Source organism: Bradyrhizobium sp. AZCC 1693 (genome assembly GCF_036924745.1).
Lineage (GTDB): Bacteria > Pseudomonadota > Alphaproteobacteria > Rhizobiales > Xanthobacteraceae > Bradyrhizobium.
Map to the genome: position 1 here is coordinate 5,788,103 of NZ_JAZHSD010000001.1, position 20,479 is coordinate 5,808,581.

22 protein-coding genes are annotated in these 20,479 nt (G+C 63.0%); 12 read left to right on the top strand and 10 right to left on the bottom strand.

Annotated elements, in window-relative coordinates; genetic code table 11:
* Positions 1-50: 50 nt before the first annotated feature.
* Positions 51-812 carry a TetR/AcrR family transcriptional regulator gene (locus tag V1293_RS27395; RefSeq protein ID WP_334513802.1) on the bottom strand — a complete coding sequence of 254 codons (762 nt, stop codon included), beginning with the start codon at positions 810-812 and terminating at the stop codon, positions 51-53.
* 34 nt (positions 813-846) lie between these two features.
* On the opposite strand from V1293_RS27395, the gene V1293_RS27400 reads away from it, so the two are divergent.
* Positions 847-1,227, top strand: a complete 381-nt coding sequence (locus V1293_RS27400) for a tautomerase family protein (RefSeq protein WP_334516930.1) — start codon at positions 847-849, stop codon at positions 1,225-1,227.
* A gap of 33 nt (positions 1,228-1,260) precedes the next feature.
* Here V1293_RS27400 and V1293_RS27405 read toward each other — a convergent pair whose 3' ends face one another.
* Positions 1,261-1,731 (bottom strand): YciE/YciF ferroxidase family protein, encoded by a 471-nt coding sequence (locus tag V1293_RS27405; RefSeq protein WP_334513803.1) that lies wholly within the window; start codon positions 1,729-1,731, stop codon positions 1,261-1,263.
* Here V1293_RS27405 and V1293_RS27410 point away from each other — a divergent pair.
* On the top strand, positions 1,730-2,110 hold the full coding sequence (locus tag V1293_RS27410) for a hypothetical protein (RefSeq protein ID WP_334513805.1): 381 nt from the start codon (positions 1,730-1,732) through the stop codon (positions 2,108-2,110). The two genes, V1293_RS27405 and V1293_RS27410, sit on opposite strands and share 2 nt — an antisense overlap.
* A gap of 322 nt (positions 2,111-2,432) precedes the next feature.
* A complete protein-coding gene (locus V1293_RS27415) occupies positions 2,433-2,723 on the top strand; it encodes a hypothetical protein (protein ID WP_334513808.1) in 291 nt (96 codons plus the stop codon).
* 104 nt (positions 2,724-2,827) lie between these two features.
* Here the strand turns inward: V1293_RS27415 and V1293_RS27420 are convergent, their stop codons facing one another.
* The 3 genes from V1293_RS27420 to V1293_RS27430 all read right to left on the bottom strand — a co-directional run bounded on the left by V1293_RS27420 (position 2,828) and on the right by V1293_RS27430 (position 4,807).
* Positions 2,828-3,073, bottom strand: a complete 246-nt coding sequence (locus V1293_RS27420) for a PilZ domain-containing protein (protein WP_334513810.1) — start codon at positions 3,071-3,073, stop codon at positions 2,828-2,830.
* 120 nt (positions 3,074-3,193) lie between these two features.
* On the bottom strand, positions 3,194-4,216 hold the full coding sequence (locus V1293_RS27425) for an aldo/keto reductase (protein ID WP_334513811.1): 1,023 nt from the start codon (positions 4,214-4,216) through the stop codon (positions 3,194-3,196).
* A gap of 165 nt (positions 4,217-4,381) precedes the next feature.
* Positions 4,382-4,807, bottom strand: a complete 426-nt coding sequence (locus V1293_RS27430) for a PaaI family thioesterase (protein WP_334513813.1) — start codon at positions 4,805-4,807, stop codon at positions 4,382-4,384.
* A gap of 79 nt (positions 4,808-4,886) precedes the next feature.
* On the opposite strand from V1293_RS27430, the gene V1293_RS27435 reads away from it, so the two are divergent.
* From V1293_RS27435 to V1293_RS27445, 3 genes are all read left to right on the top strand, one after another.
* A complete protein-coding gene (locus V1293_RS27435) occupies positions 4,887-5,513 on the top strand; it encodes an NUDIX hydrolase (protein WP_334513815.1) in 627 nt (208 codons plus the stop codon).
* A 147-nt stretch (positions 5,514-5,660) separates the two neighbouring features.
* Positions 5,661-6,641, top strand: a complete 981-nt coding sequence (locus V1293_RS27440; RefSeq protein ID WP_334513817.1) for a Bug family tripartite tricarboxylate transporter substrate binding protein — start codon at positions 5,661-5,663, stop codon at positions 6,639-6,641.
* Between the two features lie 191 nt (positions 6,642-6,832).
* The gene (locus V1293_RS27445) at positions 6,833-8,017 is read left to right on the top strand and encodes a hypothetical protein (RefSeq protein ID WP_334513819.1); all 1,185 of its coding nucleotides are present in this window, start codon (positions 6,833-6,835) and stop codon (positions 8,015-8,017) included.
* Between the two features lie 191 nt (positions 8,018-8,208).
* Here V1293_RS27445 and V1293_RS27450 read toward each other — a convergent pair whose 3' ends face one another.
* The gene (locus V1293_RS27450) at positions 8,209-8,514 is read right to left on the bottom strand and encodes a hypothetical protein (RefSeq protein WP_334513820.1); all 306 of its coding nucleotides are present in this window, start codon (positions 8,512-8,514) and stop codon (positions 8,209-8,211) included.
* A gap of 199 nt (positions 8,515-8,713) precedes the next feature.
* Between V1293_RS27450 and V1293_RS27455 the strand changes: the two genes are divergently transcribed.
* Complete coding sequence (locus tag V1293_RS27455) at positions 8,714-9,193, top strand: hypothetical protein (protein WP_334513821.1); 480 nt, start codon at positions 8,714-8,716, stop codon at positions 9,191-9,193.
* A gap of 7 nt (positions 9,194-9,200) precedes the next feature.
* On the opposite strand, the gene V1293_RS27460 is transcribed toward V1293_RS27455, so the two are convergent.
* The 3 genes from V1293_RS27460 to V1293_RS27470 form a co-directional block, all read right to left on the bottom strand.
* Positions 9,201-10,418 carry an EAL domain-containing response regulator gene (locus tag V1293_RS27460; protein WP_334513822.1) on the bottom strand — a complete coding sequence of 406 codons (1,218 nt, stop codon included), beginning with the start codon at positions 10,416-10,418 and terminating at the stop codon, positions 9,201-9,203.
* Positions 10,419-10,884: 466 nt separating this feature from the next.
* Positions 10,885-11,850 (bottom strand): TAXI family TRAP transporter solute-binding subunit, encoded by a 966-nt coding sequence (locus V1293_RS27465; protein WP_334513823.1) that lies wholly within the window; start codon positions 11,848-11,850, stop codon positions 10,885-10,887.
* A 26-nt stretch (positions 11,851-11,876) separates the two neighbouring features.
* The gene (locus V1293_RS27470; RefSeq protein WP_334513824.1) at positions 11,877-13,904 is read right to left on the bottom strand and encodes a TRAP transporter permease; all 2,028 of its coding nucleotides are present in this window, start codon (positions 13,902-13,904) and stop codon (positions 11,877-11,879) included.
* A gap of 197 nt (positions 13,905-14,101) precedes the next feature.
* Here V1293_RS27470 and V1293_RS27475 point away from each other — a divergent pair, with 197 nt between their 5' ends.
* The 4 genes from V1293_RS27475 (at position 14,102) to V1293_RS27490 (ending at position 18,616) form a co-directional block, all read left to right on the top strand.
* A complete protein-coding gene (locus V1293_RS27475; RefSeq protein WP_442894293.1) occupies positions 14,102-15,049 on the top strand; it encodes a TAXI family TRAP transporter solute-binding subunit in 948 nt (315 codons plus the stop codon).
* A gap of 179 nt (positions 15,050-15,228) precedes the next feature.
* Positions 15,229-17,337, top strand: a complete 2,109-nt coding sequence (locus tag V1293_RS27480; protein ID WP_334513826.1) for a TRAP transporter permease — start codon at positions 15,229-15,231, stop codon at positions 17,335-17,337.
* Positions 17,298-17,705 (top strand): DUF1850 domain-containing protein, encoded by a 408-nt coding sequence (locus V1293_RS27485; protein ID WP_334513827.1) that lies wholly within the window; start codon positions 17,298-17,300, stop codon positions 17,703-17,705. The genes V1293_RS27480 and V1293_RS27485 overlap by 40 nt, the downstream gene beginning before the upstream one ends.
* 110 nt (positions 17,706-17,815) lie before the next feature.
* Positions 17,816-18,616: an SDR family NAD(P)-dependent oxidoreductase gene (locus V1293_RS27490; protein WP_334513828.1), complete on the top strand. Its 801-nt coding sequence runs from the start codon at positions 17,816-17,818 to the stop codon at positions 18,614-18,616.
* A gap of 9 nt (positions 18,617-18,625) precedes the next feature.
* Here the strand turns inward: V1293_RS27490 and V1293_RS27495 are convergent, their stop codons facing one another.
* Positions 18,626-19,396, bottom strand: a complete 771-nt coding sequence (locus tag V1293_RS27495) for a hypothetical protein (RefSeq protein WP_334513830.1) — start codon at positions 19,394-19,396, stop codon at positions 18,626-18,628.
* A gap of 214 nt (positions 19,397-19,610) precedes the next feature.
* On the opposite strand from V1293_RS27495, the gene V1293_RS27500 reads away from it, so the two are divergent.
* Positions 19,611-20,375 (top strand): tetratricopeptide repeat protein, encoded by a 765-nt coding sequence (locus V1293_RS27500; protein WP_442894294.1) that lies wholly within the window; start codon positions 19,611-19,613, stop codon positions 20,373-20,375.
* Positions 20,376-20,479: the final 104 nt, after the last annotated feature.

Consider the following 20,479-nt stretch of genomic DNA (forward strand, 5'->3'; position numbering starts at 1 on the left):
CGCCACGCACATCCTCACGCTGTACGACAGTTGAATCCGAACAATGACGCCTAGCGGCTCTCCTTGCCGAGGACGAGATCGACCGCATGTGCGGCAATTTTCCGAAGCTGGGCCTCATCGCCGAAGGCGCGTTCCAGCACGGCCAATCCGCGCGTCACGGTGACGATGTGTAATGCAGCGGTCTCGGGGTCTCCGTCGAACTCGCCCCGCTCGACGCCCTCGGACAAGGCGTCCTGAACCAGACCGGTGATGCGTGCCACCAGATCCGCAAAGGTTTTGCGAGCGTTCTCGTCCAGCCCTTCGCCTTCGACCGACGTTAGCTCCATCAGTCCCCGCGTGGTCGGGCAGCCGCGGGGCGGCGAGCCGGAACGGAAATTCTTTATGGTCAGGTCGAAAAACGCCGTGAGACGCTCTCGCAACGTCCCCGAGCTGAGCACCTTTTGAAGCGAGGTCAGATATTCGCTCGCATAGCGCTCATAGGCGCAGAGAAACAGCGCTTCCTTGCTGCCAAAGGCATTGTAAAGACTGCCGCGCTGGACGCCCGCGTCACGTGCGATGTCCGACAGCGACGTTCCCCGCACCCCTTTGCGCCAGAATTGATCGAACGCGATCCGCAGGACGTCGTCATGGTCAAACTCTCGCGGTCTCACGTTTCCCTCCGCTGCACACCATCGGTCCAACCCAGCCTGACGCCGGCCAAAAAGTATTTGACACAACGTCAAGAACCGAGATATCGTTTTTCGACAGCGTGTCAAAAACGATTGATAGCTCATTTCGTCAATGGGGTGAACCACCGGTGCGGAGGCCGCCATGACGCGCTTCCACCGGCTTCTGAAGGGATCCGCGATGCCGCTCATTCACATCTCACTGCGCGCCGGAAAGCCGGAAGGCTACCGGCAGGCGATCTTCGACAGCCTTTACCGCGCGATGCGTGAGACGCTTGATGTGCCCGAGGACGACCAGTTCATGACCATCAGCGAGCATGACGCGGCGAACTTCCGTTACGGCGCGTCCTGTTTTGGCATCGCCCGGAGCGACGATGTCGTGTTCATCCAGATCACCGTGTTCAACACCCGCACGGCGGAACAGAAGAAGGCGCTGTTCCGGCGGACCGCGGAGTTGCTCGGCGAAAGCCCAGGCATCCGGCCGGAGAACGTGTTCGTGAACGTTCTGGAGGCCGCGAAAGAGAATTGGTCGGTCGGCCACGGCCTCGCGCAATTCGCTTGAGGCGACGTATGCTCGTGCGCACTTGCCGGGCAATCACGCCGCCAGCGCGTCCGGATTGACTTCGCCCTTGGCGATATCGGTGAGAATGGCGTCGGCCTCTTTCTCTTCCAGAAGGCTGTCGTGCAACAGCATTTGGTCGTCACGCAGGTCGAGCTGGCCGGCAAGTGCTGCGGCTGAGCCGTAAGCGGCGATCTCGTAGTGCTCGAGTTTCTGGGCCGATGCGATCAGGCCCGCATCTCGAAGATCATCTCCCTGCAGGATGCCGAGCATCTTGCGCGTTTCGCCGATGAGCCCCTGCATGGCCTGATCGACATGTGCCGTCGGGTCGGCGCCATGTTTGCGAAGGATGCCGACAAGGCGCTCCTTCTGCCTCATTGTCTCCGCATGATGGTCCACCAGGGCGTCCTTCAACGCCGGGTGCGACGCGGCCGCCGCCATGCGCAGCAGCGCTTCTGCAAGCTGGTCCTCGACACTCACCAGTTCCTGCAATTCGGCGAGGTACATGTCCTTGAAATTGCTGATTTCCATGACGAAATCCTTACCATTGGATGTGTACGAGACTCCCGGGCGCATCGCTGAATTCCGGAAGGAGCCGGCACGAGCAGAGCGGCCTTATCGTGCGAGGCCGACAACGTCTTTCCTCAACGAGGCCGCGACGCATCTGGTTCCTGACCAGGCGCCAAGAGGTGCTGCCATGACGGAATGGTATTTTGTCTGGGTCGAGGGCCTGCGCGGGCCCATGCCGCAGAAATGGTCGTCGGATGGGCTCTGGGGGCAGGTCGGCCGTCAGGATGTCATTGTTCGTTTCGCGCTTGATGATGCGGAGGCGCACCTGTCGCTCGACGAATTGGCAAGGCTGCATCCCATTCCCGACGGGAGATAGCAGGCCGCGTCGTTGCCCGGCGTGTTCCACAGGGTTCCGCGCGTCCGCCGCAGGATTTCGAAAATGCCTTTCTGCGGAACATTACGAATTTAATTTCGTTGCCGGGTTGAACGGGCGCAAAGAGGCACCACTGTCCCGTTTCAATTCGCGATGCGCGCGGATTGAACAGAACTTGCGAACCAGCGCGCTGTGCTGGTGGGGACGAGCGATCAGGATCCGACACCCTTGACGCCTTTCGTATCCTTCGCAGGAAGCAGCCGCGTGCGGCCGTAGCCGCCCACGCGGTCCTCGACCAACCAAGAAGCTAGTTAAGGAGTCGTGCATGAAATTGAACTCGGCACAGGTGGAACGCGCTCTCAAGCAATTCGAAGCCCAGGCGCTCCCCGAGGATCATCCGGTGGTCCCGCAACTGGCCAGCATGTTCGGGGAACATACGTTCTTTCTCGACAGCGGCGGGCTCAACGTCCTCGAGCCTACCGAGGCTTCCTCGCAGGAAGCGCCCGTCGGCATGATCGTCAACCTCGCCTATTGGAGCGACGAGACGCTGACGAAACTGTCGCCGCACGAGCCCGAGCCCACAGGCGTTATCGTCAGCCTCGAATCCAGACACTGACGCGTTGGGCTTGCTGGAGCGATCATTTCGCTGCGGGTCCGGTCACGACATATCAGATCGGACCCGCTGTGATCCGCAGATCCGCCTGTGCTGCGGCGCGTCCGTCAGGTTTCGAAATGAACCCCGATCCGCTTCTCTTTTCGCCAGACGACGCGGCATGGCAGATGGAGGCGGTTGGCTTCGATCACCAGCGTGAAGCGTTCGGGAATGCCGACCGGGGAGCCCACCTCGAGTGCGGCGCCGGTTTCGGAAAGATTGCGGATCGTGCAATCGAAGGCGGCGCCGCCGCCAAACGAAATTTTGCCCGCTTTCAAAAACCGCCGCCGTGGTGCTATTCTGTGCTCGTCCACCACATGGATCTCCGCCTGAACCGGGAAGTTTTCGGCCCGCGAGGTTACTATCCTGTTACCGAATGCACCAGCCCTGACACAACGCCAAGTGGTAAATTGCCGCAGGGTCGCTCTTTCGGCTCATCGGGCCTGGCCGTCCGTCCGCGCCCGCCGTCCCTCGATCGGATAGGCCGGGTCATTGAACCCCGGCGTCGAGGGATGGCCGATCGCCACCAGGTGGTCGATCAGCGCCTCGTCCTCGGCCGTGAAGCGATAGTCGAGCGCCTTCAGGTAATCGTCCCATTGCTCCTCGGTGCGCGGGCCAGCGATGACCCCGCTCACGAACGACGAATTCAGCACCCATGAAACCGCGAACTGCCCGGCGGTGATGCCGCGGGCCTCGGCGTGCCGCTTGATCTCCTGGGCGAGCTGCAGGGATTCCGGCCGCCATTCGGTCTGCATCATGCGCTTGTCGGCGCGGCCGGCGCGCGTGTCCTGGTCGGGTGCGGCGTCCGGCCTGTACTTGCCGGTCAGCACGCCGCGCGCCAACGGGCTATAGGGCACGATGCCGAGGCCGTAATAGCCGCAGGCCGGGAAGTGCTCGACCTCGGGCATGCGGTTCATGGCGTTGTAATAGGGCTGGCTGACGATCGGGCGGTCGATGCCGTTGCGGTCGCAGATGTTGCAGATTTCGGCGACGCGCCAGGCGCGGTAGTTCGAAACGCCGAAATAGCGGATCTTGCCCTGGCGCATCAGGTCGCCGATGGCGCGCACCGTCTCCTCCAGCGGCGTCGCGTGGTCCTCTTTGTGCAAATAGTAGATGTCGATGAAATCGGTGCCGAGCCGTTTCAGGCTTTCTTCCGCCGCCTGCAACACCCAGCGCCGCGACAGCCCACCGCGATTGGGATCGTCGCCGATCTGGTTGGCGAGCTTCGTCGCCAGAATCCAGGTGTGCCTGTTGTTGGAGATGGCGCGGCCGACTACCTGCTCGGACTGGCCGCCATTATAGGCGTCCGCAGAGTCGATGAAGTTGATGCCGGCCTCGCGCGCTTTCGCGACGATGCGCGATGACGTCGCCTCGTCGGTCGGGCCGCCGAACATCATGGTGCCCAGGCAGATCGGTGAAATCTTCAGGCCGCTGCGGCCGAGGTGGCGGTATTGCATGGGGTGGTCCTCCACATTCGTTGCTTTGCTCCCTCTCCCCGCCCTTGCGGGGAGAGGGTCGGGGTGAGGGGCTCTCTCCACAGCCTGGACTCGCGGAGAGAGCCCCTCACCCGGCGCTTTGCGCCGACCTCCCGCAAGCGCGGGGCGAGGTAAGAAAGCGCGCACTCAACTCTCACTCTTCAATATCTTGAACACGCCGCTCGCCATCGCGATACAGCGTTTGTCGACGGTCACTTCCGTCGTGATGAAAATGAGACTGCGGGTGGAGCGTACCACGTGCGGCTTCGACACCAGAACCTCGCCGATCTTGCCGGCTTCGACGAAGTGCGTATCGAGCTGCACGGTTGCCAGCGTCGGCTTGCCCGAGACGAAGCGGGCGGTCATGCCGCAGGTCCGATCCGCAAAAGTCATGATCACGCCGCCCTGCACCAGGCCGCGGCGGTTGTGGTGCTTGTCCTCGGTAGCAAGGGCGTATTCGTGGGTGCCGTCGACCACGCGCTGCCATAGCGGGCCGATCAGGTGCAGGAAACCTGACGTTTCGACGATCTTCCAGCCGTCGGATTTGAGTTTGTCCGCGGCTTTGGCGGTCATGTCGTGCTTTCCGTTTCCTGCGGGTTGTCATGCGGTCCGGGTCATTTCATCTGATGGGCTTGTGTTGTAGTCAAGCGGGATGGATCGGTCATTTGACGATACCACAAGGCGGAATATTGCAAGTCGCTGCGCGGCATTCACACGGGTGCCGTCCGTGGCGGGGGCCGGGCTGAAGCGCGCCGCCGTGGCGATTGCGCTGACGGAAGCCGAGGCCGGCGGGGGAACGACGTTTCTCTTGACCCGCCGCGCCGCGACGTTGCGTTCGCACGCCGCCCAATGGGCGCTGCCCGGCGGGCGCTGCGACCACGGCGAAACGCAGGCGCAGGCCGCGCTGCGTGAACTTCACGAGGAACTCGGTGTCGGCCTCGGTGAGGGCGATGTGCTCGGCCTGCTCGACGATTATCCGACGCGGTCAGGCTATCTCATTACGCCTGTGGTGGTCTGGGTGAGCACCAGCGCCGATGTCGTGCCCAACCCCGCGGAGGTCGCCTCGGTGCATCGCGTCGCGCTCGCCGATATCGAACGAAGCGAGGCCTTCAGCTTCACCACGATCCCCGAAAGCACGCGGCGCGTGATCCGCTTCCGCCATGCCGGCCAGCATATCCACGCGCCGACGGCGGCGCTGATCTATCAATTCGCCGAAGTGCTGGCGGGAAGAAATACGCGCGTCGCGGAACTGGAACAGCCGGTGTTTGCGTGGAGGTAGGAGCGCGCATCCATCTCACGATGTGAGATGCGATGGATCGCAATGGCGACGTAAGCGCCTCATTCGGAAGTCAACTTGCGGATACGGGTCGTTTCAGCGACCATGGCCGCGTCAATAAAAAGAAACAGTTTTGGGAGCGCGCTCATCATGTCCACGTGGATCAAGAGCCTTTGTGTCGTCGCCGCACTGCTCGGTGTGAACGTCGCCATCGATTCAGCCCAAGCGCAAAACTATCCCGCCCGCGCGATCACGCTGGTGATTCCATTCGCGCCCGGCGGCAGCACCTCGATCGTCGGCCGCGCCATTGCCGACAAGATGAGCGAGCTGCTCCGCGAGAAGGTCGTGGTCGACAATCGCCCCGGCGCCGGCGGCACGGTCGGCACCAAGGCGGTCGCCAAGAGCGATCCCGACGGTTACACGCTGCTGTTGGGTTACACCGGCACGCTCGCAATCGGTCCCTCGCTCTACAAGAACCCCGGCTACGATCCGCGCAAGGATTTTGCGCCGATCGGCCTGATCGGCAATGCGCCTAATTCGCTGGTGGTGCATCCCTCGTTCCCCGCGAAAACCGTCGCCGAACTGATCGCCTATGCGAAGGCCAATCCCGACAAGGTCAATTTCGGTTCGGCCGGCGCCGGCACCGCCAGCCATATCACCGGCGAATATTTTGCTCGCGCCGCCGGCATCAAGCTCGTGCACATCCCCTACAAGGGCACCGGCCCGGCGCTCACCGATCTCCTCGGCGGCCACATCCCGATGGCATTCGCGCCGATCCCGGCCTCGCATCCCAATGTCTCCGCCGGCAAGCTGCGCGCGCTCGCGGTCACCAGCATCGCCCGTTCGGGCCTGTTGCCCGACGTGCCGACGATGATAGAAGCCGGCCTGTCCGGTTTCGACGCCTCGCTCTATTACGGCCTCGTCGCGCCCGCCGGCACGCCGCGGCCGATCGTCGACAAGCTCAACAAGGCGCTGCGCGACGCACTCGCATCCGACGAAGTGAAAAAGCAGTTGGGCAATGACGGCACCGAAATCACGCCCGGCACGCCGGAAGACTATGCCGACTTCATCGACAAGGATGAGAAGAAGTGGTCGCAGTTGGTCAAGTCCAGCGGCGTCGAGCAGGAGTAGGCCGCACCTTCCTTCCCTTCTCCCCTTGTGGGAGAAGGTGCCTTCGCGTAGCGAAGGCGGATGAGGGGTTCTTTCCGCGGAGACAGACCCCTCATCCGGCGCTTCGCGCCACCTTCTCCCACAAGGGGAGAAGGAAAAAAGTCGAGCCGTTTCAGGGCTGACTTCGTGGGTGCGCTTGCTACAACGGAGCTATGGGCCTGCAACTGATTCGCACTGGATTTGTCGCGCTCGCGCTACTTTGCGCGCAGCAAGCCGCTGCAGTTCAGCCCATACCTCCCTCAACCGCCGATGCGATGGCGCAAGCGGCCTCGCCGCAGGCGATCGCCGAATATCGCCGCAAGCTGAAGGAGTATCAGGAAGCGCGCGCCGCGTTCGAGGACGAGGCGGGCGCCTATTGGGCCGCGATCTCCGAGAAACGAAAGGGCCGCAACGCCAAGCGCCGGGAACGCCAGGCCATTGCGCTCGACGATTATGTGCTGACGCAGCCGCCGGTCTACAGCGGTCCGAAGCGCCCGGTTAGTCCGGAGCCGGAGGAAGAGAAGCCGCCGCGCGAGCGCAAGCCGCTGCCGCTGGTCGCCGATTTCCTGAAAGCCGCTGCCGACCATTTCCAGTTCGTGCCGCAGCGGCCGGCCGCCGAAGTCGACTTCAAGCGCGCCTATGCCCGCTACGCGCTGGCCGCCGGCCTGACGCGCGAGCAGGCGGTGCGGGTCTATTCGTTCGAGACCGGCGGCAGCGGCAATTATGACATGCAGTCGGGCTTGAGCGCTTCGCGCCCCGGCTCCCGCGCGATCTCGACCGCGATCGGCTATAACCAGTTGCTCACCACCAACAGCGTCGAACTGCTGGCCGAACAGGGCGCCGAATTCATCAAGGAATTGACGGCAAGGGCTGCGACGCTGTCGGGCGCACCGCGCAAGACGATGGACCACAAGCTTGCCGTGCTGAAGAAGATGGTGGCGTTCACGCGCACCGTGCCGGACACGTGGTCCGAGCATGAGAAGCTTGCCAATACGCCACAAGGCTGGGCCGTGCACGCCATGGTGCTCGATATCGACGTCGGGCCGATGCTGCAGACCCACAAGCTCCTGACATCCGTGATCTTCGCGCGCGCCAAGGGCTACAATCGCCCGCTTTCGGCCGCCGAACTCGAAATGATGAACCTGACCGGCGACGGCACCGGCCTCGACATGGTGACCATGCCGCAGGCGACGCGCGCACAGGTGCCGACCTCGAACTTCTTCCAGCGCGGCGGCTATGAGCGCAACCCGGTCGCGATCCGCCACAATACTGTGGCGAAGCTGCTCGCGGTGACCGACGAGCGCATGGATTTCAACTGTGCCAAGCCCGGCGCGAAAGAGCTGGCGGCGGTGTTTTAGGTTGCCCCCTCTTCCCTTCTCCCCTTGCGGGAGAAGGTGGCATAGGCGGCCTTGGCCGCCGTCTCTTAGAACGCCGATGCTTCGCATCGGCTACGGCGCCGGATGAGGGGTCTATCTCCGCGGAGAGAACCCCTCATCCGCCTCCGCTTCGCTCTGAGCACCTTCTCCCACAGGGGGAGAAGGAAGAAAGCTCAATTCGACCCGAACATGAACTTGCCGTCGCCCTCCAGATAGGGGCCAGAGCGCATATAGAGCTGCCCGTTCTGGCCGATGAAGAACAAGGTGCCCTTCGGCACCTTCTTGGCGCCTTTCAGCAGCAGGCCTGCGTTGTTGGTGCCCATCTTGTAGGAAAGCGTCTTGCCGTCCTTGCCGTAGGCATAGCCCATGTCCAGCTTCAGCTCCCAGGGTGTCGGCGCCGCACCTTGCGCGAATGCGCAAGTCGAAAACCCCGCCAGGGCGGCCACCGTCAAAACCGTCTTCGTTGAAACACCCGTCATCGTCCATCCTCCCCATAGCCATTCGGCCTATTGCCCCATGCTTTGAACAAATCACGAACGGTATTGTGCCGTCAATTGGCACCTTCGACGCATCACACCGCCCTTGAGACTTTGTGATTTCCGACGTTCGACTTCGCGACTATGTTCGCCTTTCCGGCTACAAGCATGCATTGCGAAAAACCTCATAGGGATGGTCAGGATGAACCACGTCATGAAGATCGGTCTTGGTGTTGCGCTGTCGTTCATGACGCTGGCTCAAGCGGCTGAGGCCGATAATTTCAAGCTCTCCAACAACCAGCGGATCGCCTGCAGCCGGGGATTGAGCGCGGGCAAGCTCAATACCTCGACCTGCAAATCCTACGCCTACGTGTTCAACACCAAGACTTCGGAATATTTCCGCTGCCAGGTCTCGCTGGCGCTGACGCGGGACAACAAGGAGGTCATCAACGTGCAGGCCGACGGCGGCTGCACCAGGAAGCCGCGTATCTTCGATACCGATGCGAGCTATTCGTTCGATGCCACCGAGACCGAGCCGCCGAACACCAATTCGTTCTTCGGTCCCGGCGGCTATGCGGTGTGGGCCAGCGACAACAATAATCTGAAAGTGCGCGGCTGCATCATCATCTCGTCCGGCCTCGGCTCCGATATCTCGAAATGCATCGATATGAAGTTCGAGTGAGCCTGGCTCACGACGGCTTGTTGGCGCCGGATGCGAGCTGAGGGCGCGAGCGAGCAAATTTCCGCACCGCCACCGGCTTGCCGAACAGGTAGCCCTGGACCAGATCGAACCCCATCTCGTGCGCGGCGAGAAAGTCGGCGCGGGTCTCCACGCCCTGGGCGACGGCGCGGGCGCCGTTGTCGCGGGCCAGTTCGACGATGCGCCGGCATACCGTCTGCTTCAGCCGGTCGTCCGCGCAGCCGTTGATATATTGCTGGTCGACCTTGAGTTCGGCGAACGGGAAGCTCCGAAGTTCCAGCAGAGACGGCCATTCCGCGCCGACATGGTCGATGGCGATCGCGATATTGTGCAGGCGCAGGCGTCGGGCGGCATCCACCGCCATGTCCGGATGCGCGATCACCTCGCTGCTGTTGATTTCGATCAAGAGTCCTGAGAATGCGGCGTGGGCAGGCATCGCGCGGCACAGATCGCGCACCGCCGCCGCATTGCCGAAGAACGATACCGGCAGGTTGATTGAAAGGTCGACCGGACCCTGGCTCTCCAGCAGATAGCGCCAGTCCTCGATGGCGCGGCCGACCACGAATTCGGAGAGCTTGCGAAAATGCGGATCCTTGTCGTCTGGAATGAAATAGGCCGGCGGCACCACGCCCCAGGCGGGATGCCGCATCCGGACCAGCGCCTCCGCGCCGCTGGGCACCAGCGTGCGGGTGTTGATCTTCTGCTGGTACCACAGTTCGAGCCAGCCGGCCTTCAAGGCCTCGGCGACATCGACGGCGGGGCTTGGCGCCGGCTCGGCCGGCAGCAGCTCGGCGACGCTGGCGCGCAGGCTCGCCGCGCCGAACGGCGTCTGCAGCGAGGGCAGCATGGCAATATTGTACTCCTCGCCAATTTGCCTGACAGCCTTAACCATAATCGAGTCCGGTTGACCGATGACGAGTACCTTGCCGCCGAAATTTTTCCGGACGATTGCCTCGAGAATTTCGCCGACATTGATCCCGTCGACACACACGCTGAGCAGGATCAGGTCCGGCTGCTCCGCCTGCAGCACGCCTGCCAAATCGCCGGCCTGACCGCATTCGCAGGTCACGAAGCCGAGATCCTCGAGAGCGTCGGAAAGGAACAATCGAAGGTGCTTTTTGCTGTCGACGACGCAGGCTCTGGGCGCCAGCTTGCGGTGCCCGAAGTGCGTTGCGCGCGAATGCTCGCTAAAATTGATTTGCTCCATGCCGCCCTCCAACAGATACCCCGGCGCCAGTGGTACATCCCCGTTGAGGTCGCAATGATGGAATTTTGCGGGAGGTCACATGATTACTTCAGTAGGGTTAAAGCCGCCGACAAGAATAAAATTTTAGGGAAATCGCCACCTTCAGGGGCGCACCGTCGTGGCAGATAAGCCCATCCGCTGATTTTCGCAGGCGTGACTGGTGCTGCAATGCGATGACGCGACGGCTGTTCAATATTTGAACAGCGCGGCCTGTTAACGCCTGTGGTCGCTTGTCGGCGCCGCGATGTCCGCGGCCTTGAGCGTGTCGGGCTGCGGCGTCTCCGCGTTGCTTCGCGGGAGCAGCAATGACGCGACGCACACAACTCTTCTTCCAGCAAAAAATAACCGCGGCCTTTGGCAGGCCGCGGTCACTGTAACCTGCGCACGGACAGCGCTTCCGCGTCGTCCGGACGGCGAATATCGAAACCTAGCCGCCGATGCCCTTTTCCTTGAAGTATTTCAGCGCGCCGGGATGGAACGGGATTGGCGAACGTTCCTGCACCTGGTTGTCGAGCGAAAAACTCTCGGCTTCCTTGTGCACGGCGACGATGTCGGCCTTCTTCTCCACCAGCGTCTTGACGACGGCGTAGGCGTCCTCGTTGCTCATCTTGTCGCCGGTGACGATCAGGTTCCAGACCTCGGTGATGGAATTGTCCTTGTCGTAGCCGGGGTACGAGCCCGCCTTGATCTTGCTCGGCGAATAGAGCTTGCCGTATTTGGCGTTCATCTTCTCGGCGAGGTCGCCGTGGTCGATCAGCTTCATCTTGATGCCGGGCGTCGCCGCGAGATCGGTCACTGCGGCGGTCGGAATGCCGCCGACCCAGAAGAACGCGTCGATCTTGCGGTCCTTGACCGCGTTGACGGATTCGGCAACGCCGAGCCGCTCGCGCTTCATGTCCTTGTCCTTGTCGAGGCCGGCGGCCTCGATGACGCGGAATGCCATCACTTCGGTGGCGCTGCCGGGCGATCCGGTCGAGACGCGCTTGCCCTTCAGGTCTGCCATGGTCTGGATGCCGGTGCCTTCCACCGTCACCACATGCATGCGGTTGGGATAGACCACGAGCAGCGCCTGCAACGGCAGCTTGCCGCTCTTGAACTTGTCCTCGCCCTTGAGCGCATCGAGCGCGGCGTCGGCCATGGTGAAGCCCATCTCGCTTTTTCCGGCGCCGATCAGCTTGAGATTATCGACCGAGCCGCCGGTGACCTCGGCGGTGGCCTGCACGTTGGGAAGATTCTTCGAGAGCACGTTGGCAACCGCGCCGCCGAGCGGATAGTAGACGCCGCCGGTGCCGCCGGTTCCGATCGACATGGTCTTCTGCTGAGCTTGGGCTATGCCCGCGAAGGCGAGACCAGCGGAAATCGTCATGGCCAGTATGGCTACGGTCTTCTTCATTTTTTTCATCCTCGATCGCTTCCTGCCTAAGTTGTGAGCGCCGGTCGCGTCGGCGCCCGCGTTCTGACCTGCCACAACACCACGCCGAGGCCGATGATCAGGCCCGGCACATAGGTGTAGCTGATATCGCGGCCGATGATCGATTCGACGATCGCCTCGATCAGGCTTGGGAACACCAGCAGCAACCCCGATAGCAGAAGCAGGCCGCGCTCGACCGCTGTATTTTGTCGCAGCGCCCAGTTCTGGGCAAATGCCGCCAGCGCCAACAGGCCGAAGGTCGTCTTGATCGTGATCTCGACGATATCGATCCACGACCCGCCCTTCGGGATCGCCAGCAAGAGGCCCGGGCCCTGCGGGTCGAGCACGAACACGAACGGCACCAGGAACGCCGGGAGCGTGTATTTCCAGGATTGCAGCGTGGTCTTGTAGGGATCCCCGCCGGTGATGGCGGCCGCCGCGAACGGCGAAAGCGCCGTCGGCGGTGACACCTCAGATAGCACGGCATAATAGAAGATGAACATGTGCGCGGCGTAGTCGGGCACGCCGAGCTTGATCAGCGCGGGCGCTGCGATGACCGCGCAGATGATGTAGGAGGCCGTCACCGGCACCGCGAGGCCGATGATCCAGACGATCAGCGAGGTATAGATCGCGGTCAACAACAGGCTGCCGCCGGCGTAGCTGATGACGATCGACGAGAATTTCAGGCCGAGCCCCGTCAGCGTCACGACGCCGACGACGATGCCGGCGCAGGCGCAGGTGGTCGCGGCATTGAGCGCGCCGATCGAGCCGTCGGCCAGCGCCTTTACCAGCTTGGTCGGCACCAGCGCGGTTTCCCGGCGCAGGAAGCTCAATGCAAAAGTGACGACCGTTGCATAGAACACCGACAGCGTCGGCGAGTAGCCGATCACCATGAAGACGACGACGGCGAGCAGCGAGACGAAGTGGAAGCCGTAGCGCATCGTCATCTGGCCGAGCGTCATTTCCGGCTTGAAGGTGACATCCTTCGCGCCGAACTTCTTGGCGTCCAGTTCGACCATGAACAGCAGCGACATGTAATAGAGACAGGTCGGGATGGTCGCCATCCAGATCACGTCGAGATAGCTGATCTTGAGAAACTCGGCGATCAGGAACGCAGCCGCGCCCAGCACCGGCGGCGACAGGATCGCGCCCAGCCCGCCGGCGGCGAGCAAGCCACCCGCGGCGTTCTTCTCGAAGCCCGCCTTGGCCATCATCGGATAGGCCACGGTGCCGATCATGACCGTGGTGGCGACGCCCGATCCGGAGGGGCCGCCGAGCAGGAACGACGACAGCACGACCGTGCGGCCGGCGCTGTTCGGCTTTCCGCCCATCAGCGCCAGCGAGAAATCGATGAAGAACTTGCCGGCGCCGGATTGCTGCAGGAATGCGCCATAGATGGTGAACAGGATGATCAGCGTCGCCGACACGTCGACGGCGACGCCGAAAATGCCCTCCAGGGTAATGAAGAGGTGGCCGACCAGGCGGGCCACGTCGTAGCCGCGATGGGTCCACGGCGCCGGCAGATACGGGCCGAGCATGGCGTAAGCGATGAACAGCAGCGACACTACGGGCATGATCGCGCCGGTGGTGCGCCGGGTCGCCTCCAGCAGCAGCACGATGAAGACGATGCCGACGATCACGTCCCAGCGGTCGGGCATGGTGGCGCGGTCGGTGAAATCCTCGCCGCCCCACAGCGCGTAGACGATGGTCGCGACCGCGACGATCCCGGGGACGATATCCCACCACCGCACCCGGTTGCGGAATCGCGTGGCCAGCGGAAACAGCAGGAAGCTGAGAACCAGCGTGAAGGCGACGTGCGTGTAGCGCAGTTCCTGCGTCGGAACGATGGCGTAGGCCGCGTAGAGGTGAAACAGGCTCATGACCACGGCAATCGTGGTCGAGATTCTGCCCGCCCATCCCATCAGGCGGTTGGCCGCGCCCTCTTCCGCCTCGACGAAGGATTCCGCCTTCTGCAGGGCTTCGTCGGATACCGCAACGACCTCGTCATTGGGCGGCGTTGTCTTGTCTGCTGCCATGCTTTCCCCGGGGACCCGTTAACTCCCAGACCCGGTGTCCCCCGGGTCTTTCGCGGGCGCATTCAGTCCAATTTGGGTAACCGTGGCAAGGGCCTTGTGGACGTATGCCGGGGGCATCTTTTTAACTTATCGGACGGCTTGACCCGGAGCCGCCGCCCGTCCAATTTCCCGGCCAAAATAATCGGAGAATGGTTTCCATGAACTCACGATTGATTGCAGCCGCCGTTGCCATGGCGGCCATATTTTTTGCCCCCGGCGCGCACGCGCAGTCATTCATCAACATCCTGACCGGCGGAACTTCCGGCGTGTACTACCCGCTCGGCGTCGCCATCGGAAAGATCTACAGCGACAAGATACCGAACGTGAAGACCCAGGTGCAGGCCACCAAGGCATCGGTCGAGAACCTGATCCTGCTGCAGCAGGGCCGCGGCGAGCTCGCCTTCACGCTCGGCGACTCGCTCAAGGCGGCATGGGAAGGCGACGAGGAGGCCGGCTTCAAGTCCAGGCTCGACAAACTGCGCACCCTGGGGGCGATCTATCCGAATTACATCCAGATCGTCGCGACATCGGACAGCGGCATCAGGACGCTCGCCGACCTCAAGGGCAAGAGCCTCTCGGTCGGGGCGCCGAAGTCCGGCACCGAACTGAACTCGCGCGCGATCCTTTCGGCCGCCGGCATGACCTACAAGAGCATCGGGAAGGTCGAATATCTCCCGTTCGCCGAATCCGTCGAGCTGATGAAGAACCGCCAGCTCAATGCGACGCTGCAGTCGGCCGGCCTCGGCGTGGCCTCGCTGAAGGATCTCTCGGCTTCCACCGAAATCACCGTGGTGTCGGTTCCGAAGGCCATCGTCGACAAGATCGGTCCGCCTTTCGTGCCGGCCATGATCCCCGCCAACACCTATACCGGCCAGGACAAGGACGTCCCGACGGCGGCGGTGGTGAACTATCTCGTCACCAGTGCGGCGGTCTCCGACGATCTGGCCTATCAGATGACCAGGCTGATCTTCGAATCGCTCCCCGAACTCGTCGACGCGCACGCCGCCGGCAAGGCGATCAGGCTCGAGACGGCCACGACCGGCAGCCCGGTGCCGCTGCACCCCGGCGCGATCCGCTACTACAGGGAAAAGGGCGTGATGAAGTAGGGGGCCCACACTCTTTCCGCGGTCATGCCCGGCCAGAAGTGCGTCTTCGCGCTAGATGTGCCGGGCATCCACGTCGTTGGCGAGACCGCAGTAAGACGTGGATGGCCGGGATAAGCCCGGCCATGACGTATGCGGAAATGGCACAAATGATATAAGCGTCACGGGTGGGGACGACGGACATGCGGCAAGCCGAGGGGACGGAACAGCCCGTCAAGGTCGGGTTCGACAATTTCGAGCACGGTTTCCCGGCAGGCTTCGGCCCCGGCGGATGGGGCTATCTCGCCTACGCCATCGGCATCGTCTTTGCGGCCTTCCAGCTTTACGTCGCCGCGTTCAATTATCTGCCGAGCCAGGTGGTGCGCGGCGTTCACGTCGGTTTCCTGCTGCTGATGACCTTCGGCCTGATCGGCAACTTCACCGCCAAGAGCGATTTCGGCCGGGCGCTCGGCTGGCTGATCGGCGGCGCGGGCTTTCTGTGCGGGCTGTATCAATGGGTATTCTACGCCGACCTGATCGCCCGCGACGGCGATCCGACCCGCGCCGATCTCGTCGTCGGCACCTTGCTCGCGGTTCTGATCTTCGAAGGCACGCGGCGTCTGATGGGGCTGGCGCTGCCGCTGATGTGCGGCGTCTGCCTGCTCTACTGGTTCTTCGGCCAGTATTTGCCGCAGCCGTTCAATCATCGCGGTTATGATTTCGATCAGGTCATCACCCATTTGTCGTTCGGCACCGAAGGATTTTACGGCGTGCCGATCTATGTCTCGGCGACCTACATCTTTCTCTTCATTCTGTTCGGCTCGTTCCTCGAACGCGCCGGCATGATCCAGCTCTTCACCGACGTCTCGCTCGGCCTGTTCGGCCGCGCCCGCGGCGGACCGGCCAAGGTCGCGGTGTTCGCATCCAGCATGATGGGAACGATCTCCGGATCCGGCGTCGCCAATGTCGTCACCGTCGGCCAGTTCACGATTCCGCTGATGATCAGGTTCGGCTACCGCCGCGCGTTCGCCGCCGGCGTCGAGGCGACCGCCTCGATGGGCGGACAGATCATGCCGCCGGTGATGGGCGCGGTCGCCTTCATCATGGCCGAAACGCTAGGGGTGCAGTATTCGGAGATCGTCAAGGCGGCGGTGATCCCGGCCATGCTCTATTTCGCGTCCGCGTTCTGGATGGTGCATCTGGAAGCCGGTAAGCACGGCCTCGTCGGCATGAAGCGTTCGGAAATCCCGAGCGCGTGGAAGGCGCTGGTGGCGCGCTGGTACCTGGTGTTGCCGCTGGTGGCCCTGGTCTACATGCTGTTCGAGGGCTTTACGCCGCTCTATGCCGGCAGCATGGGGCTTGCGCTGACGGTCGCCCTGATCCTCGGCGCCGGCATCACGCTCGATCTTTCCAACACGGTCGTGCGCTACATCTTCTGGATCGGACTGGCGCTGGTGGTCGCCGCGGTGTCGCGCAGCGGCCTCGAGATCATACCGATCGCGTGTGTCGTCGGCGGGCTGGTCCTGATCGCCGCGATCACGCGCGGCGGCCGGGCGACACTCGCCGCCTGCCGCTTTTCGCTCGCCGACAGCGCCAAATCGGCGCTCACGGTGGGCATGGCCTGCGCCATCGTCGGCACCATCATCGGCATGATGACGCAGACCGGCGTCGGCACCATCTTCGGCGGCTGGATCATCGGGCTCGGCGCCAAGAGCCTGTTGCTGGCGCTGGTCATGACCATGCTGCTGTCGATCCTGCTCGGCACCGGCATCCCGACGATTCCGACCTACATCGTCACCGCCGCGCTTGCCGCACCTGCGCTCGCCAAGCTCGGCGTGCCGCTGATCGCCAGCCACATGTTCGCGTTCTACTATGGCATCATGGCGGACCTCTCGCCGCCGGTGGCGCTGGCGGCATTGGCGGCGGCGCCGATCGCGAAGGAAAACCCCGACAGGATCGGCTGGGAGGCGATGCGGATCGCACTCGCGGGCTACGTCATTCCGTTCATCTTCGTCCACTCGCCGGCCCTGATGCTGCAGGCCGGCGACCCCATGGCTATCCAGCTCGGTTTCTACGGCGCAGTGGCGTTGGCGACCTTCAAGGCGCTGGTCGCGATCGGCCTGTTCGGCATCGTCGCGATCGGTTTTCTGTTCACGCGGCTGACTCGGCCTGAGATCGTGCTGGCCGTTCTCGCAGCGTTCTGCCTGCTCGGCGAGTTCGCGTTCAGCGATACGATCGGCTTCGCGCTGGCAGCGGCTGTCGCGCTCTGGCAATGGCGGCAGCGTTCGCGCAGCGCGGTGGCGGCGGCGTGAGCCTCTGCCTCGCCTCAGCCAGCGCGGTGAAGGCGTTGTCGGTCGCGGCGTTCACGCTTGTCTGGATCCATTCGATCGAGAAGGTCGAATGGCAGGAGGACTGGCGCATCACGCCGCAGGGGCTGGAACTGGTGCAGGCGCGCGTGAAGGGTAGTGGGGCCGGTATGGAGCCGGCGCCGGAGGCGCGGCTTGTCAACGGCTGGCTTCAATGGCAACCGAAGCGCGCGGCGATGCCGGAGGTCGTGCTCGGCAATTCCGGGGCTGCCGGCGAATGGCGGCTATGCGTAAGTGGAAAGTGCCGGACATTGTCGGATATGTTCGGCTATCCCATCGGCGTCACGACGATGCGCGTTTGCAAAGATCCGTAGATCCGGATGAGCGAAGCGATATCCGGGAACACTGCCAAACAAGAATCCCGGGGTCGCTTCGCTCTCCCGGGCTACAAGGGAACGAAGACTCACAACAGGAGAGAAGGTCGATGGAACGGCTCAAGGGCAAGACGGCGATGGTGGTGGGCGCGGGATCGATCGGTCCCGGCTGGGGCAATGGCAAGGCGACCGCTGTCACCTTCGCGCGTGAGGGTGCACAGGTGTTCTGCGTCGACCGCAACGCGGCGGCGGCAAAGGAGACGGTAGAGATCATCACGGGCGAGGGCGGCAAGGCGACGGCCTTCACCGCCGACGTCTCGCGCGAAGCCGAGGTCGAGGCGATGGTTTCGGCGTGCCGCAAGGCCTATGGCCGCATCGACGTGCTCGACAACAATGTCGGCATCGCCGAGATGGGAAATGTCGTCGAGGTCAACGAAGCGAGCTGGGATCACGTCTTCGCCGTCAATCTCAAGAGCGCCTATTTCGCCATGAAGCACGTCATTCCCGTGATGCAGAAGCAGGGTGGCGGCTCGATCATCAACATCTCGTCGATCGCCTCGATCCGCCATCTCGGCATTTCCTATGTCACCTATGGCGCCTCGAAGGCGGCGATGAACCAGATGACACGCACGTCAGCGGTGCAGTTCGCGCGCGATCATGTACGGGTCAATTGCATCCTGCCGGGCCTGATGAAGACCCCGATGGTTGAGCACTCCGCGGGGCTGGCTGCCAGCTATTCGGCCGGCGACGTCGAGGCGATGTGGCGGGCGCGCGACGCCCAGGTGCCGATGGGGCACATGGGCGATGCCTGGGACGTCGCCAATGCCGCGCTGTTTCTGGCGTCCGACGAATCCCGCTACGTCACCGGGATCGAACTGGTGGTCGATGGCGGGATCACGGTGAAGTCTTGAGGGGTGCCGCTACTGCGCCATCGCCAATATGCCGCCCGCGAAGGCATGCCAGAGCGGCGTGGCACTGATCGGCCAGTTCAGAAGCTTGACGGCGATCAGCGCAATGCCGCCGTAGACATAGACCGGATGCGGCCGGCCGCGCGTTCGCCAGTCGAAAACGATGGCGGCCACGAGCAGGAGATAGGCGACGAAGGCGGGCGGGATGGTCACCGGCACCGGGGGCGGACCAAGCGGCCCGGGAGGCGCCAGGAAGGTCAGAAACCAGCGGGCGACCGCGGCGTCCAACAGCGAGATGCTGGCCAGCAGCATCAGCCGCTTGTGCGTTTCAGGCTTGCGGATGGCCGCAATGGCGAGCGCAAAAACCACGGCAAAGAACAGAATTCCGCTTAGCGGAACAATCGCAAACTCAATTCCTTCGTTCGTCAGTCCCGCCGCCGCGGAGCGCTTCATCGCGTTGACCGCGACCAGGAAGCCGAAGATCGTCATCGCGGTGGCCAGCGAGACGCCGATCATGCCGATGGTGCGGTGCCGGGCGACCTTGCCTGACGCGGCCAGCCAGCTCTGGAATGCGAAATAGAGCGACCAGGCGAAAAACAGCAGCCCGTGAAAATGCACGACGGGCGAAGCCGAAAACGACCGCTTCGCCAGCGGCAGCCAGTAGGTCGGCGCGAAGCCGAGAAAAGCGACGGCCATGCAGGCCAGCGCCATGTAGAAGTAAAAGTAGCCGGTTTGGGATTGCGCGATGGCGCGCGGCGGATTGAAGTCGGTCAATGTGGTCATGGTTGTTGAGTCCGCGAGAACTGCAAAAGGTTCACGGCAGATTTTCTCACGGATTGTATTCTTCCGTCTGTGAAGAGAATCACGTTTCCCGCAGGTCACGTTTCGGCCAAAATCTGTTCTCGTGCGAACAGGAAATTTGCAGGCAGCTTGTCGAAAACGCAGGTCGCTTGCTAGGATCGCGTAGCAATCGATAGTGCTTTTTCCGGATCAATTGATGCGAGGCAATCCCGATATCCGCAACCTGGTCGCGGCCTCTCTGCTGTGGATGGCGTTTGCGCATGGTGCATCGGCGACCGGGGCCGAGCCGGTCAAGGATTTGCGGATCGATCCGGCGCCGTGTCTTGCCGCTGGCCTTGCGCAGGACCACGACAGGACGGTGAGTAGCTGCGGCGCGCTGATCGACAACGCAAAGACCGAAAAGGCCGATCGCATCAAGGCGCTGATCGCGCGCGCCGCCGCCTATGAACGCAAGGACATGATCGACCGTGCCATCGCCGATTATGACGGCGTGTTGCGCCTCGATCCGGCGCACGCCGATGTTCATAACGCGCGCGGCGAACTCTGGCGCAAGAAGGGCGATCTGCCCAAGGCGGTGGCCGATTTTGCCGCGGCGATCAAGCTGAACCCGGACCACGTCGTGGCAAAAGCCAACCACCGGGCGCTGGCGCAGGAGGCGGAGCGGCAGGGCGCGCTGAAGGCGGTCGCCGGCAAGCCGAGCTTTGATTGCGCGACCGCTCGCCGTAAGGTGGAAAAGGCGATCTGCGCCAATCCCGAACTCGCCGATCTCGATCGCGAAGTCCAGGGGTCGTATGTCAGGGCAGCGGCTGAAAAGATGACGCCGCGACAGGCGCGCACGCTGCGGCGCGAGCAAGAGGAATATATCTCCCGTCGCAATGCGGAATACGGCCGGCCCGGCTACGACCTGAAAAAAGCGATGCGCGACCGTCTGCAACAGATCAACGGGATCGACGGGTATTAGGCCGTAGACTCATAAGCGCGCAGCCACAGCCGCAACGAGGCGAGCTGGACAATGGCGAGAAAATTGGCGGCTTGATCACGTGCTATTCGAAGTCGGTCAGGTCA

What these genes read in the sequence shown, in the direction of transcription:
- V1293_RS27500 (WP_442894294.1), top strand. Translation starts at nt 19,611, where the DNA reads ATGCGAGGCAATCCCGATATCCGCAACCTGGTCGCGGCCTCTCTGCTG.
- V1293_RS27490 (WP_334513828.1), top strand. Translation starts at nt 17,816, where the DNA reads ATGGAACGGCTCAAGGGCAAGACGGCGATGGTGGTGGGCGCGGGATCG.
- V1293_RS27405 (WP_334513803.1), bottom strand. Translation starts at nt 1,731, where the DNA reads ATGTACCTCGCCGAATTGCAGGAACTGGTGAGTGTCGAGGACCAGCTT.
- V1293_RS27410 (WP_334513805.1), top strand. Translation starts at nt 1,730, where the DNA reads ATGTCCTTGAAATTGCTGATTTCCATGACGAAATCCTTACCATTGGAT.
- V1293_RS27470 (WP_334513824.1), bottom strand. Translation starts at nt 13,904, where the DNA reads ATGGCAGCAGACAAGACAACGCCGCCCAATGACGAGGTCGTTGCGGTA.
- V1293_RS27435 (WP_334513815.1), top strand. Translation starts at nt 4,887, where the DNA reads ATGGATCGGTCATTTGACGATACCACAAGGCGGAATATTGCAAGTCGC.
- V1293_RS27465 (WP_334513823.1), bottom strand. Translation starts at nt 11,850, where the DNA reads ATGAAGAAGACCGTAGCCATACTGGCCATGACGATTTCCGCTGGTCTC.
- V1293_RS27415 (WP_334513808.1), top strand. Translation starts at nt 2,433, where the DNA reads ATGAAATTGAACTCGGCACAGGTGGAACGCGCTCTCAAGCAATTCGAA.
- V1293_RS27480 (WP_334513826.1), top strand. Translation starts at nt 15,229, where the DNA reads ATGCGGCAAGCCGAGGGGACGGAACAGCCCGTCAAGGTCGGGTTCGAC.
- V1293_RS27460 (WP_334513822.1), bottom strand. Translation starts at nt 10,418, where the DNA reads ATGGAGCAAATCAATTTTAGCGAGCATTCGCGCGCAACGCACTTCGGG.
- V1293_RS27430 (WP_334513813.1), bottom strand. Translation starts at nt 4,807, where the DNA reads ATGACCGCCAAAGCCGCGGACAAACTCAAATCCGACGGCTGGAAGATC.
- V1293_RS27440 (WP_334513817.1), top strand. Translation starts at nt 5,661, where the DNA reads ATGTCCACGTGGATCAAGAGCCTTTGTGTCGTCGCCGCACTGCTCGGT.
- V1293_RS27450 (WP_334513820.1), bottom strand. Translation starts at nt 8,514, where the DNA reads ATGACGGGTGTTTCAACGAAGACGGTTTTGACGGTGGCCGCCCTGGCG.
- V1293_RS27455 (WP_334513821.1), top strand. Translation starts at nt 8,714, where the DNA reads ATGAACCACGTCATGAAGATCGGTCTTGGTGTTGCGCTGTCGTTCATG.
- V1293_RS27495 (WP_334513830.1), bottom strand. Translation starts at nt 19,396, where the DNA reads ATGACCACATTGACCGACTTCAATCCGCCGCGCGCCATCGCGCAATCC.
- V1293_RS27395 (WP_334513802.1), bottom strand. Translation starts at nt 812, where the DNA reads ATGGCGGCCTCCGCACCGGTGGTTCACCCCATTGACGAAATGAGCTAT.
- V1293_RS27485 (WP_334513827.1), top strand. Translation starts at nt 17,298, where the DNA reads ATGGCGGCAGCGTTCGCGCAGCGCGGTGGCGGCGGCGTGAGCCTCTGC.
- V1293_RS27445 (WP_334513819.1), top strand. Translation starts at nt 6,833, where the DNA reads ATGGGCCTGCAACTGATTCGCACTGGATTTGTCGCGCTCGCGCTACTT.
- V1293_RS27475 (WP_442894293.1), top strand. Translation starts at nt 14,102, where the DNA reads ATGAACTCACGATTGATTGCAGCCGCCGTTGCCATGGCGGCCATATTT.
- V1293_RS27400 (WP_334516930.1), top strand. Translation starts at nt 847, where the DNA reads ATGCCGCTCATTCACATCTCACTGCGCGCCGGAAAGCCGGAAGGCTAC.
- V1293_RS27425 (WP_334513811.1), bottom strand. Translation starts at nt 4,216, where the DNA reads ATGCAATACCGCCACCTCGGCCGCAGCGGCCTGAAGATTTCACCGATC.